Source organism: Curvibacter sp. AEP1-3 (genome assembly GCF_002163715.1).
GTDB lineage: Bacteria > Pseudomonadota > Gammaproteobacteria > Burkholderiales > Burkholderiaceae_C > Allorhodoferax.
Map to the genome: position 1 here is coordinate 1971253 of NZ_CP015698.1, position 14332 is coordinate 1985584.

Here is a 14332-nt window from a genome sequence, read left to right on the forward strand (position 1 = left end):
CCATTGCACCAACGCAACAAGGAGAGAAGCATGAACGCTACATGGGTTGAAGAAGACACCACCACCGAAGCGGCGGAAGCTGCTGCCAACCGCAACAAAGAACTCAAGATCGAGCGCGAAACCCACAAGCTGGAAAAGCGACTGTGCCGCCAGATGGGTCAGGCCATTGTGGACTTCAACATGATTGAAGAAGGCGACCGCGTCATGGTCTGCATGTCCGGCGGCAAAGACAGCTACGGCATGCTCGACATCCTGCTCAAGATGCAGCAGCGCGCGCCCATCAACTTCGAGATCGTGGCGGTCAACCTCGACCAGAAGCAACCCGGCTTCCCCGACCACATCTTGCCTGAGTACCTGGCCAAGTTGGGGGTGGAATTCCACATCGAAACGCAAGACACTTATTCCATCGTCAAGCGCAACATCCCCGAAGGCAAGACCATGTGCAGCCTGTGCAGCCGCTTGCGCCGGGGCATTTTGTACAGCGTGGCGCGCAAGCTCAAGTGCAACAAACTCGCGCTGGGCCACCACCGCGACGACATGTTGCAAACCTTCTTCCTGAACATGTTTTTCGGTGGAAAGCTTAAAGGCATGCCACCCAAGCTCACCAGCGACAACGGCGAATTCGTCGTGATCCGCCCGCTGGCCTACGTGGCCGAGAAAGACCTGATCCGCTGGGCCGCGCACCGCGAGTTCCCCATCATCCCTTGCTCGCTGTGCGGCAGCCAGACCAACCTGCAGCGCGTGCAGATTGGCAACATGCTGCGCGACTGGGAAAAGCAATACCCCGGCCGTGCGGAGACCATGTTTACCGCGCTGCAAAACGTTGTGCCCTCGCACCTCATGGACCACACCAAGCACGACTTCAAGAACATCTGCCCCACCGGCATCGCTGACGAGAACGGCGACAAAGCCTTCGACGCGGAAGACCTGCCCACCCCCACCCTGCCCAGCCTCTCCGGGCTGCCGGGTGTGCAAGTCGTGAACCTGTAACGCACCGCCCTACATTGACACCCGAGGAGCGCACCATGCCTCACCTTTTTCACACGCTAGCCCGCTGGGTCGCTCTGGCAGCCCTGGTTGGCCTGACCGGCTGCTCGCTGCCGCGCATGATCGACAGCGATGTGCAAAGTTTTGCAGGCGCAGCGCTACCGGCCAGCAATGCGGATTTCCGGTTTGAACGCCTGCCCTCGCAGCAGCAAAACCTGGGCTTTCAGGACACACTGGAGAGCATGGCGCAGGAAGCCCTGGAGCGTGTGGGTCTGAACCGCAATGACACCTCCGGCCGCTATCTGGCGCAAGTGGGCTTGGGCGTGGACAACATCCGCAATCCGCACTACCGCCCGCCCCGCCCCCGCCTGGTGCGGGGTGCCGATGGCAAGTTGTACGAAGAATGGCCAGTGATGCCGGACATTGAAGTGCCCTGGTTCCGCCACCGAGTACACCTGACCCTGCGTGACAGCACAACCAGCCAAGTGGCCTTTGAGACCACCGCCATCTTTGACGGTCCCTGGCGCGACACCCTGAACCTCGTACCGCCCATGCTGGAAGCCGCACTCAAAGACTACCCCAACCCCGGAAACAGGCGTGTGGTGGTGGAGCTGCCCGCCCCCGGAAAAGAGAACCCCTGAATGCCCGTAACCCGCATCATCGCCGTGCGGCACGGCGAAACCGCCTGGAATGTGGACACCCGCATCCAAGGGCAACTCGACATTGGCTTGAACGAGCGCGGTCTCTGGCAAGCCGAGCGCGTGGGCAAAGCATTGGCTGAAGAAGCCATAGACAGGATCTACACCAGCGACCTGCAACGCGCCCACAGCACCGCGAAGGCCATTGCCCGACACGCTGCCCACGCGAGCGCACGCGAAGTGCAACTGCACACCGGCTTGCGCGAGCGCGGCTTCGGCACCTTTGAGGGTGAAACTTGGGCCGACATTGCAGAAAAGTGGCCCGAAGAGTCCCGCCGCTGGAAACAGCGCGACCCTCACTTCGCCCCGCCCGGCGGTGAAACCCCGACCCAACTGCTGGCACGTGTACATGCCACGGTGGACGACATTGCCTCCCGCCATCCCGGCGAACACATCGTGCTGGTAGCCCACGGCGGCGTGATGGACATGCTTTACCGCCTGGCCACCCGGCAGGAGCTGCATGCCCCGCGCACCTGGCACTTGGGCAACGCGGCGATCAACCGGCTACTGTGGACACCGGATGGTCTGAGCCTGGTCGGCTGGGGCGATGCACGCCATCTGGAAGACGACGCATTGGACGAAACCACCGCCTGAGGTCCCACCGGACTCTGCCATGCTCCATTACGTGCTACACGCCGGCTCAGTCCCTTGGCAAGACCAACTGCTGTATGCCGGCCTCATCATCGCGGTCTTCGCCGCAGTGTTCTTTGGTCTCTGGTGGCGCAAGCGGGCAAGCCGCCCGCAACAAGGTGATTTTGCAGCGCTGGTCCAACAAGGCAATGTGGCCGAAGCGCTGGAAGCCCAAGCACAAAGCCCATTGGCCGATGCGGCTGATGCCTGGCAGGAAACCCGGCACACCATGGAGAACGTCAAGACGGGCGTGGAGCGCTTCCTCGCGCTGATCTGGTCGCTGCTCTCCGGATTGCTCTTTTTGATCAGCGTATCTGCCGTGATAGGGTTTGCATGGGATTTCCCCGCAGTGGATTGGGGTCTGTTGGCCTTCTACGGAGTACTCGGCGTTGTCACCGGCTGGTTTACCCGGGTGCAGTGGCGCGATTTCCGCGGACGGAAATAGACGCCCCCCTCCAGCGCGGCCTAGGGTTCCCCCGATCGGCACCAAGCGCTTGCTCGGCAAAAATGCTGCATGAGCAAAATAATTGTTTTCGCCACCCCGGTTTTCTTTCTCCTCATCGCCCTGGAGTTCGCTTGGAGCCGACGTGCCAATGCCCGCGTCCCCGGCAACCGGGCCTACCGGCTCAATGACGCCATCAACAGCATCAGCCTCGGCATTCTGAGCCAGGTAGCGGGCGTGCTGACCAAAGTGCTGACCGTGGGCATCTATGCCGCGGTGTTCAAGGCCGTGGCCTTGTACCCCGACCTAGCTTTCTGGAGCACCTGGTACGGCGTAGTGCTGGCCTTGGTGTTTTACGATTTCTGCTACTACTGGCTGCACCGCGCCGGCCACGTGGTGGCCTTGTTCTGGGCGGCCCATGTGGTGCACCACCAGAGCCAACACTACAACCTCTCGACAGCGCTGCGCCAGACCAGTAGCGGGGCATTTTTTGGCTGGGTGTTTTACCTGCCCATGGCCATCGCCGGTGTGCCACCGCTGATTTTCGGCATCGTGGCATTGATCGACCTGCTCTACCAGTTCTGGGTGCACACCGAGCAGGTAGGCAAGCTGGGCTGGTTTGACCGCGTGTTTTGCTCACCCAGCAACCACCGGGTGCACCATGCGGTGAACGACCCGTATATCGACAAAAACTACGGCGGCATCCTGATGGTGTGGGACCGCATGTTCGGTACCTTCCGCGAAGAGGATGCGCCGTGCGTCTACGGCACCCGCGGCGCGCTCAACAGCTGGGACCCGGTCTGGGCCAATGCCGAGGTGTACTGGGGCCTGGCCAAAGACAGCTGGGCCACCCGCCGCTGGATTGACAAGCTGCGCGTCTGGTTCATGCCGCCGGGCTGGCAACCGGCCGACTTGGCCGCCGCCCACCCCAAACCCGCATTCCGCCTTGAACAGGTGCAGACCTTCAACCCGCCCTTGACCACCGCCCAACAGTGGTTCGCAGGCCTCCAGTTTTTGGGGCTGCTGGGTGCGGTGGCGGCATTTTTGTGGGTTGCGGACAGCTTGAGCTTTACCAATGCGGCACTGTATGCGGCAGGGCTGTTTGCTTCGGTATGGGCAGTGGGCCGCTTCATGCAACATGGCCTGGGCATGCTGGAGGTATTGGCGGTAGAGGCTGCTGCATGGGCCAGCCTGAGTGCGGTAGACCTGCTGCCCGGCCACCTGCTAGCCAAGCCGCTAGTCATGACGATTGCTATTATTTTCGTAGCTGCTCGCGCATATTCCATGAGCGCCAACGGCCAAAAACAATCAAAATCTACCGCACTGCTACTGGCTTCATTGGTGTTTTCGTTGGCGGGTGACGTGTTCTTGATGCTGCCGGGCGACTACTTCATCCCCGGGCTGGCGGCGTTCCTGGTGGCGCACGCGTTCTACATCGCCCTGTTCCGGCAGGATGCCCCTTGGTTTGCCAACCGCCGCGCTTTGCAAGTGGTGGTGGCTTTCGGTGCTGCGGTTTATGCCTTGCTTTGGAGCCATTTGCCCGATGCGGGCCTGCAAATAGCTGTGGCGGCCTACATCATGGTGATTTGTCTGATGACGTCCCAAGCCTTGGGCCGGGCCAGCACATTGGGCGATGGGGCTGCGGGGCGCGTGGCTTTGGGCGCATGCATCTTTATGGCGAGCGACTCGCTGATTGCAGTCAACAAGTTCCTCGCGCCGGTACCTCTGGCTTCTTTCTGGATTTTGCTGACCTACTTTGCGGCGCAGTTGCTGATCGTGCACTTCGCACGACCTGCCGGCACGGAAGCCGCAGACTCGCCCGCTTAGTCGCCCAGCAAATCCACCGCCGGGCCCGCTGGTGCGGTCACCCCCAGGTGGCGGTAAGCGGCCAGCGTCGCAATGCGGCCACGCGGAGTACGCTGCAAGTACCCCTGCTGGATCAGGTAGGGCTCGATCACGTCTTCAATGGTTTCGCGCTCTTCGCCGATGCTGGCGGCAATGTTGTCGAGACCCACGGGGCCACCGTCAAAGCGGTGAATCACGGCCTCCAACAACTTGCGGTCCATCAGGTCAAAGCCTTGCGGGTCCACATCCAGCATGGCGAGCGCGCGGTTGGCAATGTCCAGAGTGATCTTGCCGTCGCCTTTGACCTCGGCAAAGTCGCGCACGCGGCGCAGCAGGCGGTTGGCAATCCGCGGTGTGCCGCGCGAACGGCGGGCGATCTCGAAACCGCCATCCTCGTCCATAGGCACACCCAAGAGGCCCGCACTGCGCTTGACGATGCGGGCCAGCTCTTCATTCGCATAAAACTCCAGCCGCGCCACGATGCCGAAGCGGTCGCGCAGCGGGTTGGTCAGCATGCCGGCACGGGTGGTAGCGCCCACCAGCGTGAAGGGCTGCAAATCGAGCTTGATGGAGCGGGCGGCGGGGCCCTCGCCGATCATGATGTCGATCTTGTAGTCCTCCAGCGCGGGGTACAAGATTTCTTCGACCACAGCAGAGAGGCGGTGGATTTCGTCGATGAAGAGAACGTCGTTCTTCTCGAGGTTGGTCAGCAGCGCGGCCAAATCTTTCGGCTTTTCGAGCACCGGGCCGGAGGTCTGGCGCAGGTTCACGCCGAGCTCGTGGGCAATGATGTGGGAGAGCGTCGTCTTACCCAAACCGGGCGGGCCGAACAGCAGCACATGGTCCAGCGCCTCGTCCCGCTTTTTGGCGGCACCGATAAAGATCTCCAGCTGCTCGCGCACCTTGGCCTGGCCCACATATTCGTCGAGCAGCTTGGGGCGCAGGGCGCGTTCGATGGCCTCTTCGCTGTTGGACACGGGCGCGGCCGACACCACGCGGGGTGCGGGCGGCGGGGGAACAGCAAAATCGTCGGTCTGAATGCTCACAGCAGCGGCCTATCCAAGCAGAAAAAACAAGAAACTCCAGCGGGGTGCCCACTATAGCGCGCAGCTTGCCGCGCTCAAGAGAAGGCGGCAGACTGCCGATAAGCACCTTATCCCCTTCTGGCGTGCCCCATGGCCCGCCGGAGATTTGCATTTGTGTTTGCTTGAAAGGCAGCGCCCGCCATGCCCATCCGCCCACCCTCTGCCGCGCAGCGCCTGCGCCCCAAGGCTCTGATCGCCTTGCTTCTGGCCGCCCTGTGTTGCGCACCCGCTTGGGCCAATGATGCGGATCCTGCCCACAAAACGGCCGAGAAAGCGCCCACGAAGGCCGCAAAAAAAGAGGTGCTGGGCGAAATCTCCGCCACCAGTGCATCCAATCCCAAAGAGGTGGGCGACCAGCTGCGCGAAGCGTTGGGCACCGAAGTAGCTGGCAAAAAGAAGCTGCTGATCAATGTATCCAAGGTACCTGGTGGCTCATCTGCTCCCGCGGCCGGCGCAGGCAGCTCAGGCTCCAGCATGAGCAGCCGGCAATACATCCAGGCGCGTGCCGCGGCATTGGCAGGTCACGGCGGTACGGCACAAATTGCAGCAGCAGGTGCGCCCGCTGCAGATGCACATGGTGGCGATGTCCACTGGGCCTATGAGGGCGAGAACGGCCCACAGGCCTGGGGTAAGCTCAAACCCGACTTCAACCTATGCGCCATCGGCAAACGCCAGTCGCCCATCAACATCGAAGACAGCAGCACCCTGCAGGGCCCCGCGGAACCGGTGCAATTCAACTACACACCCAGCAATGGCACCGTGGTGAACAACGGCCACACCATCCAGGTGGATGTGCAGGGCGACAACAGCATCACCGTGCGTGGCTCGCGCTACCGGTTGTTGCAGTTCCACTTCCACACACCGTCGGAAGAGTCTGTAAATTACAAGCGCTTTGCCATGGTGGCGCACCTGGTGCACAAAAATGATGAAGGTCAACTGGCCGTGGTGGCCGTGCTGCTGGATCCGGGCGCCGCACCCAACCCGCTGATCGACAAAGTGTGGACGTACATGCCCCTGGACGCGGGCGACCGCGTGCGCATGCCGCGCGAGCTGCTGAACATGAACGAATTGCTGCCCTCCGACCAGCGCTACTACCAGTTCATGGGGTCCTTGACCACACCCCCCTGCTCGGAAGGCGTGCTGTGGATGGTGCTCAAGCAGCCTATGCCGATCAGCCGCAACCAGTTGCGCTTGTTCACCCAGCTCTACCCGCTGAATGCGCGCCCGGTGCAGCCACTGAACGGCCGCCCGGTGCGTGACGCGCAGTAAGCAAGCACTGGCGTCAGGCCGCTAGACACCCGCCGCAGGGCGGGGTCAGTTGCGGGTGTAGACGATTTTCTTTTTGCCAGCCTCACAGGTGCCGACCACGCGCTTTTTGCCACTGTCGGCATCGCGGTCCACCACGTCCAAGGTGAAGTTCTTGGCCCCATGGGACTCGATCTTGGCGCCAAGTTCAGTCTTCAACACTTCGCAGTCTTTGGCCGCCCATGCGTTGGCGGACAACAGGCCCAAGGCCAACACGCTAAAGCACACGGATTTCTTCATGGGGCGATTCCTCTCTGGTGGGGTACGTCAACAGACACGGCCTCTGCGGGCCTGACTGCATGGTAGCCAGACCGCAAGGCACCCCCACCTATCGCTAACCCGCAGACTAGTAGCCCAAAGCGCTACCAAAAGAGGAGCTTCCCACGCAGATGCAGCGTGCGCCAGAGGCTTATTTGGCCAAAGACTTCAACGCCAGCTTGATACCGTCGCTGACACCCACATCCTTGGGCAGGGCCTTGAGTGCGGCTGCCGCTTCCTTGTCGCTGTAGCCCAGGGCCAGCAACGCCTGCAGGATGTCGGACTGCGCATCGCCCACGGCGCCTAAAGGCGCCCCAAAGTCTGCACCCAACTTGCCCTTGAGTTCCAGCAGCAAGCGCTCGGCTGTTTTCTTGCCGATGCCCGGCACCTTGATCAGGCGACCGGCCTCCTGCAAGGTCACGGCCTGTGCCAAGTCGCCCACGTCCATGCCCGACAGCACGGACAAGGCGGTACGCGGCCCCACACCAGAGATCTTGATCAGTTCCCGGAAGGCTTCGCGCTCGGTGCTGGTGGCAAAACCGTAGAGGATTTGCGCGTCTTCGCGAACCACAAAGTGGGTGAGCAGCGTGACCTTGTGGCCGTCGGCGGGCAGGTTGTAGAAGGTGCTCATGGGCACCTGCACCTCGTAGCCCACGCCGCCGCAGTCGATGATGACTTGCGGTGGATTTTTGTCGCTGACGATACCTGTGAGTTTGCCGATCATGGTGCGGAGTCCGGGGTTCTGGAGTGGTGGATGGCCAGCGAGGCCACGGTTCGGATCAAATTGGGGACAATGCAGGGGTAGCGCCTCTGTGGCGCCCCTCTTGCAGTCCCCCTGCTTTGCCGGATTATCAGCTTGATTCTCAAACACATCTTCACCCCGCTGAACAACACGCGTCTCTCGCACCTGTGCGGGCCGACCGACGAACACCTGCGCACCATAGAGCGCGAGCTGGAGGTCAAAATTGCCCACCGGCACGAGCAGTTCAAGGTGGAAGGTGCCAAGGCCAAAGCCCAGCGCGCCATGGAGATGCTGCAGGCCTTGTACGAGATTGCCGGCCGGCCGATTGCAGCCTCTACGGTGCAGCTCATGCTCAGCGGCGATGGCGAACTGGGCGCCGAAGGCCCCAGCCTCTCCACCCGCCGTGCAGACCTCAAACCCCGCAGCCAGAACCAGGCGCTGTACCTGGACAACATTGCCGAGTTCGACATCACGTTTGGCATCGGCCCTGCCGGTACCGGTAAAACCTATCTCGCCGTGGCTGCAGCGGTGGACGCGCTGCAGCGCAGTTCGGTGCAGCGCATTGTGCTGACCCGTCCCGCGGTGGAAGCTGGCGAGCGACTGGGCTTTCTGCCAGGCGACCTGAACCAGAAGGTGGACCCCTATCTGCGCCCTCTGTACGACGCGCTCTACGACCTGATGGGATACGACCAGGTGCACAAAGCGTTTGAGCGCCAGCAGCTGGAAATTGCCCCTCTGGCCTTCATGCGCGGGCGTACGCTGAACAATGCGTTTGTGATCCTGGACGAGGCACAAAACACCACGCCCGAACAGATGAAGATGTTTTTGACTCGAGTGGGCTTCGGCAGCAAAACCGTCATTACCGGCGATCTGACCCAGATCGATTTGCCCAAGGCGCAGATGAGCGGCTTGGTGGAAGCCGAGCGCGTGTTGCGCCGCACGCCGGGCATTGCCATCACACGCCTGACCAGCTCCGACATCGTGCGCCACCCGTTGGTCGCCCGCATCGTGGATGCCTACGAGGCCGCACGGCTGGAAGACCTGCCACAGATCGCTATCCCCGAGCCAGAGCCCGAACTCCCCCGCGTGGGCCTGCCCAAGACCCGAAGTGCATCACGAACCGTGCGCCGTAGCTAAACCTTTTTTGATTCACAGAACCACATGCTTCCAGAACTCAGCCTCTCCCTGCAATTCGGCAAGATCCAAGACGTAGACAAACACCGTGACGCGCTCAAGCGCCACAAAGTCATCCGCTGGATCCGCAACACCTTGGAGGTGGACGGCGAAATCACCGTGCGCATCGTGGACGCCGAAGAAGGCCAAACGCTGAACCGCGAATACCGCCAGAAGGACTACGCCACCAACGTGTTGACCTTCGACTACACCCAAGAGCCCGTCACCGCCGACCTGGTGCTGTGCGCGCCCGTGATTGCCAAAGAAGCCAAAGAGCAAAAGAAAACGCTGGAAGCCCACTACGCCCACATGATCGTCCACGGCACCCTGCACGCGCAGGGCTGGGACCATGAACTGGACGAAGACGCCGAAGTGATGGAACTGCGCGAGAGTGAAATCATGGCGCGCTTGGGGTTCAAGAACCCCTACTGACTTGGCTTGAGGTTGCGCTCCGGAGCAGCCGCCTCGGGCGCTTTGCTCCATGTCCCCCGCGCTTCGCGCTCCTCCTTGACCTGCGCAAAGCGCCCAAGGCAGCTGCTCCTACGGGTTACTCGTCGCGAAGGAGAACCTGCGCACCTCTATCAATCCGCGTAGCGCGCACCTGTGAACTGAGCACGCTTACGTATGCGACCGATCAGCAGCAAGCCCACAGCAGCCAGCACCACCAAGCCCACCATGCCGAAGGCCCAGATCACCCACAAGAGCGGGGCTACCCAGTCCAGCAGCGGCGTGATCCAAGGCATGACAGCGCCAAGCATTTCCACCGACCATACGATGGTTGCGCGCACTGCCTCGGCCGTGCCTGCGTCTGTCCAGAGCGCAATCCATGGTGGCAGCGGCCACTGGGCAATGGTCTGAAGCCCGCCCTGCAGGTCCACACCTTGGCCTGCCACCCAATTGGCCAAGGCCGCCGAGAGGCCGATAAAGCCGGTCCACAACAGGGCGAGGAAGACTGTTCCGATAGCGAGTGCGATTTTCATGCGCAAATTATCGGGACCGCGCGTGAATTCGCCGCGACATGCCGCCGCATGAGCCCTCGCTTGCAGGGGCCTTCAATGGGAGGCAACGGCCCTGACTCTTGAATCTTTTCAGTCTCTAGCGCCCATGGAATATGCGCTAGCAGCTATCAAATAAGTAGCACCTAGACAGCAGACGCCACCCGCATCGGAATCGTCACCGGCCCGTCATTGACCAGCTCCACCTGCATGTCCGCCGCAAAGATTCCGGTCTGCACAATGGGGTGCACTGTGCGGGCTTGGGCCACAAAGTAGTCGTACAAACGCCGCCCCTCATCGGGCGCGGCAGCCGCTTTGAAGCTAGGCCTGTTACCGCCGGAGGTGTCTGCGGCTAGGGTGAACTGGCTCACGATGAGCAGGCCGCCGTGCTGGCCCGCGCCATCCAAATCTTGCACGCTGCGGTTCATCTTGCCGTCAGCATCGCTAAAGATGCGCAGCTTGAGCAGCTTGGCCAGCAGCTTGTCGCCCTGGGCCTCGGTATCGCCCTGCTCGGCGCATACCAGCACCAGTAAGCCCTGGTCGATCTTGCCCACGGTGGCACCATCCACCACCACCTGCGCGCGGCGAACGCGCTGTACCAAAGCCATCATCCCGTGTACCTCTCGAAACTGTCTGCGGCCATTGTGCCGCGCACCCCTGTGCCACAATGAATCATCATGTTTGCACACCTTCAACGCCTCCGATTGTGGCTGCTGGCCTGGGCCGCGTTGTCGCTGTTGAGCGGTGTGTACATCGCGCGCGGCGAGCTGGCGCGTCAGCAGGACGTGTTCGACACCAACGCCCGCATCGTGCACCGCTTGCTCAGCCAGCAGGTAGTGCAACACGATGCCATTCTGGCCACGCTGGCGCTGCAGCATGGCGGCAACGCGGCCGACCGGCCCGAGCAACGCCTGCCCGCGCTGTATGGCCAAATTGCGGCGGCCGCCCACAGGGGCGCGAATGAAGCCTGGCCCTCGCCCGAACTTGCCAACGCGGAGGCCGAGTCCCTCCGCCTCAAGCGCGCAGTGCTGGCCGATGTCGACCTGCAAAAAGGCACTTACCAGCTGGTGCTGGCCGCGCAGCCGGACAGCTATGCCCTCACCATTGCCCTGCGCAACATGGTGCCGTGGGCGGAATGGCCCATGAAGCCGGACACCAGCCCGGTGCAAGTGCGCCTGGACCTGGGCGCCAAGACCTACACGGTGCAAGCCGGTCGCCCCTTTGCCACGGGGGATGCGGGCTGGACCTTTGAAGCGCGCAAAGTACTAGCGGCGGAGAGCCAGCCATTTGAGGTGGTGTCCCGCCTGCATGTGCCGTGGTCGGCTCTGCCGTGGATGTATATGTTGATCAGCGCCGGCGCGATTGCACTGGCCTTGCTGCGCGGCCGGATGCTGGTACAGCAACGCACCCAGCAACGCCGCGAGGAAGAGCGCCAGCGCGTGGGCCAACGCACACGGCTCAACACTTTGGGCGAACTGGCAGCCGGTATGGCCCACGAAATCAACCAACCCCTCACCGCCATCCTGGCCAACACCCAGGCCGCCAGCCGTCTGCTGGATGATGCCGAGCCTGACCTGACCGCCGCCCGTAGCGCCATGCAGATGGCGGTGCAGCAAGCGCGCAGAGCGTCTGATGTGGTGGGGCGCCTGCGCCGCACAGTGGAGCGTCCGGGCAGCGCCGTAGCGGTGCAAAGCGTGGACCTGCACGCGGCCTGCCAGCACGCGCTTTACCTGCTGGAGCCCGAGCTGCAGCGCAGCCGCTGCACCCCCACCTTGACCGTGGACGGCACCCCATTGGAAGTGCAGGCAGACCCAGTGGCGCTGGAGCAAATCATCCATAACCTGCTGACCAACGCACTGCAAGCCATGGAGCAGGTGCCGCCACAGCAGCGAGCCCTGCAACTGGTGCTCAGCCACACCGCCACCCACGGTGTGCTGCGAGTGCAAGACACCGGGCCCGGCATGCCACCGGATGCCTTGGCCAAGGTGTTTGAGCCCTTCTTTTCCACGCGTGAGGGCGGCCTCGGTCTGGGCCTGAGCCTGTGCGAATCTTTGGCGCAGGGCATGAGCGCGCACTTGAGCGCTGCCAATCTGCCCACCCAAGGCGCCGAGTTCACCCTGCAGATGCCTCTCGCAACGCCCGCCCCATGACCGCGCCGCTTTCTCCCCTGATCCACCTGATCGACGATGACGAGGCCGTGCGCAGCAGCCTGGCTTTGCTGATCAGCACCGTGGGCTTGCGCGTGCAGCCGTGGGCCGACCCGCAGACGTTTTTACAGTCCTTTGACCGGGAAAGCATAGGCGCCATCGTGCTCGATGTGCGCATGCCCGGCATCAGCGGGCTGACGGTGCTGGACACGCTGAAAGAACAAAAGGTGGACCAACCCGTCATCATGCTCACCGGGCACGGCACCATCGACATGTGCCGCCGGGCCTTCAAGTCCGGAGCCGCCGAGTTTCTGGAGAAGCCGGTGGACGACGAGCGCCTGCTTGAAGCGCTGCAAACCGCGGTGCGCCAGCATGTGCAGTCCCGCCAACGCAACCAGGCCGACCGCGTCACGCGCCAGCGCTATGCGCAACTGTCCGAGCGCGAGCGCGAGGTGCTGGGCCTGATCGTGTCCGGGCTGACCAACAAGGAAATCGGCCGCGCACTCAACGTGTCGCCCCGCACCATAGAAACCCACCGCGCCAACCTGTTCGCCAAGCTGGAGATTGACGCGCTGGCCAAGCTGGTGCGCCAGTACGCCGCACTGGTGGACGAAGACACCGCCGCTTAAAGCTCTGGGCGCTCCGTAGTTGTACGGAGGAGCGGGCGTAGCGGTACGCATGGGCAAATCGCCCCCGGATTTTTACATTACCTGCACGGTTGATCGAACCGCTTGTACCCCTCAATATCCGGAGCATTCCATGCGTACTTCCCACCTCCTCGCTTTGATTCTTTCCACCGTTGCTGGCGCAGCCAGTGCGCAAGCCGTGCGCACCGAGCGCAACATGTCGCTGGAACTGGCCAACCAGATTGCCACCGCTACCGTGGCCGCCTGCTCCGCCAACGGCTATGCCGTGACCGCCACCGTGGTGGACCGCGCCGGCAGCGTGCGCGCTGTGCAACGTGCGGACAACGCCGGCCCCCACACTCTGGCCGCCAGCCAGGAAAAAGCCTTTACCTCGGCGTCCGCCAAAAACACCACCCTGGCCATGATGGAAGGCGCCCAAAAGAACCCGGCCGCGGCCAACTTGGTATACATCCCCGGTTTCTTGCTGGTGGGTGGCGGTGTGCCGGTCAAGGTGGGCAACGAAGTCATCGGTGCGGTCGGTGTAGGCGGCGCACCCGGCGGCCACCTGGATGAGCAATGCGCCATGACCGCGCTGGACAAAGTGAAGGATTCTTTGAAGTAAATGGGCCTTTAACGCTCGTGGATATTGCGCAAACTGCTCCTGTTTTTATAGCATTTAAAAGATAAAGCACCATGTCAACCCCCGGTAGCACCCGGCTTGTCCGGACCCTTCGATTCGCCCTGCTACTGGCGGGTATGGCATGGCTGCCGCTATCTCAGGCGCAGGTAGCGCCCACGGCCGCCGAGACAGCGGCCTACCGCGGCCTGCACGCGGCGTCGGCGCGGGGCGATATGGCCACACTCACGCAGCTGCTGAGCGCCAAAGCCGACATCAACCAACGCGATGCCTATGGCCGCACGCCCTTGCATGTGGCCACCTTTGCCAAACAGCGCGCGGCGGTGCGCGCCTTGATTCAAGCGGGCGCTGACACCGGCGCTTTGGAAAATGACCGGTACGACGCTGTCACCATCGCCGCAGTGGCCGATGACGAGGAAACCTTGCGCACCCTGCTGGGCCTGGGCGCCAGCGCCAAGCTGGTGACCAGCCGCTACGACGGCACGGCGTTGATTGCGGCCGCTCACCTGGGCCACGACGGCGTGGTGCGCCAGCTGATTGCCGCCGGCGCCCCGCTGGACCATGTAAACAACCTGCACTGGACCGCGACCATTGAATCCATCGTGCTGGGCAACGGAGGCGCCCGCCACCAAGCCACACTGAGGGCCTTGGTGGAAGCAGGCGCTAACTTGCAACTCACGGACCGCCACGGCAAGACGCCGCTTGATCTGGCGCGCAGTTATGGCTACGCAGAGATGGTGCGTTTGCTGGAGAAGCGCTAGG

General features: G+C 62.6%; 17 protein-coding genes. 12 read left to right on the forward strand and 5 right to left on the reverse strand.

What is annotated here, in order from left to right:
- Nucleotides 1-30 precede the first annotated feature (30 nt).
- The 5 genes from ttcA to AEP_RS09145 all read left to right on the forward strand — a co-directional run bounded on the left by ttcA (nt 31) and on the right by AEP_RS09145 (nt 4584).
- Nucleotides 31-990: a tRNA 2-thiocytidine(32) synthetase TtcA gene (gene ttcA / locus AEP_RS09125; RefSeq protein ID WP_087495091.1), complete on the forward strand. Its 960-nt coding sequence runs from the start codon at nt 31-33 to the stop codon at nt 988-990.
- Between the two features lie 35 nt (nt 991-1025).
- The gene (locus tag AEP_RS09130) at nt 1026-1628 is read left to right on the forward strand and encodes a hypothetical protein (protein ID WP_087495092.1); all 603 of its coding nucleotides are present in this window, start codon (nt 1026-1028) and stop codon (nt 1626-1628) included.
- The gene (locus tag AEP_RS09135) at nt 1629-2279 is read left to right on the forward strand and encodes a histidine phosphatase family protein (RefSeq protein WP_087495093.1); all 651 of its coding nucleotides are present in this window, start codon (nt 1629-1631) and stop codon (nt 2277-2279) included.
- Nucleotides 2280-2298: 19 nt separating this feature from the next.
- On the forward strand, nt 2299-2760 hold the full coding sequence (locus AEP_RS09140; RefSeq protein ID WP_087495094.1) for a hypothetical protein: 462 nt from the start codon (nt 2299-2301) through the stop codon (nt 2758-2760).
- Between the two features lie 69 nt (nt 2761-2829).
- Nucleotides 2830-4584: a lysoplasmalogenase family protein gene (locus tag AEP_RS09145; RefSeq protein WP_087495095.1), complete on the forward strand. Its 1755-nt coding sequence runs from the start codon at nt 2830-2832 to the stop codon at nt 4582-4584.
- Here the strand turns inward: AEP_RS09145 and ruvB are convergent.
- The gene (ruvB, locus tag AEP_RS09150) at nt 4581-5648 is read right to left on the reverse strand and encodes a Holliday junction branch migration DNA helicase RuvB (protein WP_087495096.1); all 1068 of its coding nucleotides are present in this window, start codon (nt 5646-5648) and stop codon (nt 4581-4583) included. The genes AEP_RS09145 and ruvB overlap by 4 nt on opposite strands.
- A gap of 180 nt (nt 5649-5828) precedes the next feature.
- On the opposite strand from ruvB, the gene AEP_RS09155 reads away from it, so the two are divergent.
- Nucleotides 5829-6956 (forward strand): carbonic anhydrase, encoded by a 1128-nt coding sequence (locus tag AEP_RS09155; RefSeq protein WP_087495097.1) that lies wholly within the window; start codon nt 5829-5831, stop codon nt 6954-6956.
- Nucleotides 6957-7001: 45 nt separating this feature from the next.
- Here the strand turns inward: AEP_RS09155 and AEP_RS09160 are convergent, their stop codons facing one another.
- Complete coding sequence (locus tag AEP_RS09160) at nt 7002-7232, reverse strand: DUF1161 domain-containing protein (RefSeq protein WP_087495098.1); 231 nt, start codon at nt 7230-7232, stop codon at nt 7002-7004.
- A 169-nt stretch (nt 7233-7401) separates the two neighbouring features.
- Complete coding sequence (ruvA, locus tag AEP_RS09165; RefSeq protein WP_087495099.1) at nt 7402-7974, reverse strand: Holliday junction branch migration protein RuvA; 573 nt, start codon at nt 7972-7974, stop codon at nt 7402-7404.
- Nucleotides 7975-8106: 132 nt separating this feature from the next.
- On the opposite strand from ruvA, the gene AEP_RS09170 reads away from it, so the two are divergent.
- Nucleotides 8107-9129 (forward strand): PhoH family protein, encoded by a 1023-nt coding sequence (locus AEP_RS09170; RefSeq protein WP_087495100.1) that lies wholly within the window; start codon nt 8107-8109, stop codon nt 9127-9129.
- 24 nt (nt 9130-9153) lie between these two features.
- The gene (gene ybeY / locus AEP_RS09175; protein ID WP_087495101.1) at nt 9154-9597 is read left to right on the forward strand and encodes an rRNA maturation RNase YbeY; all 444 of its coding nucleotides are present in this window, start codon (nt 9154-9156) and stop codon (nt 9595-9597) included.
- A 149-nt stretch (nt 9598-9746) separates the two neighbouring features.
- Here the strand turns inward: ybeY and AEP_RS09180 are convergent, their stop codons facing one another.
- A complete protein-coding gene (locus AEP_RS09180) occupies nt 9747-10145 on the reverse strand; it encodes a hypothetical protein (RefSeq protein ID WP_087495102.1) in 399 nt (132 codons plus the stop codon).
- 161 nt (nt 10146-10306) lie between these two features.
- The gene (gene dtd, locus AEP_RS09185) at nt 10307-10771 is read right to left on the reverse strand and encodes a D-aminoacyl-tRNA deacylase (protein ID WP_087495103.1); all 465 of its coding nucleotides are present in this window, start codon (nt 10769-10771) and stop codon (nt 10307-10309) included.
- A 66-nt stretch (nt 10772-10837) separates the two neighbouring features.
- On the opposite strand from dtd, the gene AEP_RS09190 reads away from it, so the two are divergent.
- The 4 genes from AEP_RS09190 to AEP_RS09205 all read left to right on the forward strand — a co-directional run bounded on the left by AEP_RS09190 (nt 10838) and on the right by AEP_RS09205 (nt 14331).
- Nucleotides 10838-12310 carry a sensor histidine kinase gene (locus tag AEP_RS09190; RefSeq protein WP_087495104.1) on the forward strand — a complete coding sequence of 491 codons (1473 nt, stop codon included), beginning with the start codon at nt 10838-10840 and terminating at the stop codon, nt 12308-12310.
- Nucleotides 12307-12936: a response regulator transcription factor gene (locus AEP_RS09195; protein WP_087495105.1), complete on the forward strand. Its 630-nt coding sequence runs from the start codon at nt 12307-12309 to the stop codon at nt 12934-12936. The genes AEP_RS09190 and AEP_RS09195 overlap by 4 nt, the downstream gene beginning before the upstream one ends.
- A 130-nt stretch (nt 12937-13066) precedes the next feature.
- Nucleotides 13067-13555, forward strand: coding sequence for a GlcG/HbpS family heme-binding protein (locus tag AEP_RS09200; protein ID WP_198301928.1), 489 nt, complete (start codon nt 13067-13069; stop codon nt 13553-13555).
- 134 nt (nt 13556-13689) lie between these two features.
- Nucleotides 13690-14331 carry an ankyrin repeat domain-containing protein gene (locus AEP_RS09205; RefSeq protein ID WP_087495107.1) on the forward strand — a complete coding sequence of 214 codons (642 nt, stop codon included), beginning with the start codon at nt 13690-13692 and terminating at the stop codon, nt 14329-14331.
- Nucleotide 14332 lies beyond the last annotated feature (1 nt).

What these genes read in the sequence shown, in the direction of transcription:
- ttcA (WP_087495091.1), top strand. Translation starts at nt 31, where the DNA reads ATGAACGCTACATGGGTTGAAGAAGACACCACCACCGAAGCGGCGGAA.
- AEP_RS09130 (WP_087495092.1), top strand. Translation starts at nt 1,026, where the DNA reads ATGCCTCACCTTTTTCACACGCTAGCCCGCTGGGTCGCTCTGGCAGCC.
- AEP_RS09135 (WP_087495093.1), top strand. Translation starts at nt 1,629, where the DNA reads ATGCCCGTAACCCGCATCATCGCCGTGCGGCACGGCGAAACCGCCTGG.
- AEP_RS09140 (WP_087495094.1), top strand. Translation starts at nt 2,299, where the DNA reads ATGCTCCATTACGTGCTACACGCCGGCTCAGTCCCTTGGCAAGACCAA.
- AEP_RS09145 (WP_087495095.1), top strand. Translation starts at nt 2,830, where the DNA reads ATGAGCAAAATAATTGTTTTCGCCACCCCGGTTTTCTTTCTCCTCATC.
- AEP_RS09155 (WP_087495097.1), top strand. Translation starts at nt 5,829, where the DNA reads ATGCCCATCCGCCCACCCTCTGCCGCGCAGCGCCTGCGCCCCAAGGCT.
- AEP_RS09160 (WP_087495098.1), bottom strand. Translation starts at nt 7,232, where the DNA reads ATGAAGAAATCCGTGTGCTTTAGCGTGTTGGCCTTGGGCCTGTTGTCC.
- ruvA (WP_087495099.1), bottom strand. Translation starts at nt 7,974, where the DNA reads ATGATCGGCAAACTCACAGGTATCGTCAGCGACAAAAATCCACCGCAA.
- ybeY (WP_087495101.1), top strand. Translation starts at nt 9,154, where the DNA reads ATGCTTCCAGAACTCAGCCTCTCCCTGCAATTCGGCAAGATCCAAGAC.
- AEP_RS09180 (WP_087495102.1), bottom strand. Translation starts at nt 10,145, where the DNA reads ATGAAAATCGCACTCGCTATCGGAACAGTCTTCCTCGCCCTGTTGTGG.
- dtd (WP_087495103.1), bottom strand. Translation starts at nt 10,771, where the DNA reads ATGATGGCTTTGGTACAGCGCGTTCGCCGCGCGCAGGTGGTGGTGGAT.
- AEP_RS09190 (WP_087495104.1), top strand. Translation starts at nt 10,838, where the DNA reads ATGTTTGCACACCTTCAACGCCTCCGATTGTGGCTGCTGGCCTGGGCC.
- AEP_RS09195 (WP_087495105.1), top strand. Translation starts at nt 12,307, where the DNA reads ATGACCGCGCCGCTTTCTCCCCTGATCCACCTGATCGACGATGACGAG.
- AEP_RS09200 (WP_198301928.1), top strand. Translation starts at nt 13,067, where the DNA reads ATGCGTACTTCCCACCTCCTCGCTTTGATTCTTTCCACCGTTGCTGGC.
- AEP_RS09205 (WP_087495107.1), top strand. Translation starts at nt 13,690, where the DNA reads ATGGCATGGCTGCCGCTATCTCAGGCGCAGGTAGCGCCCACGGCCGCC.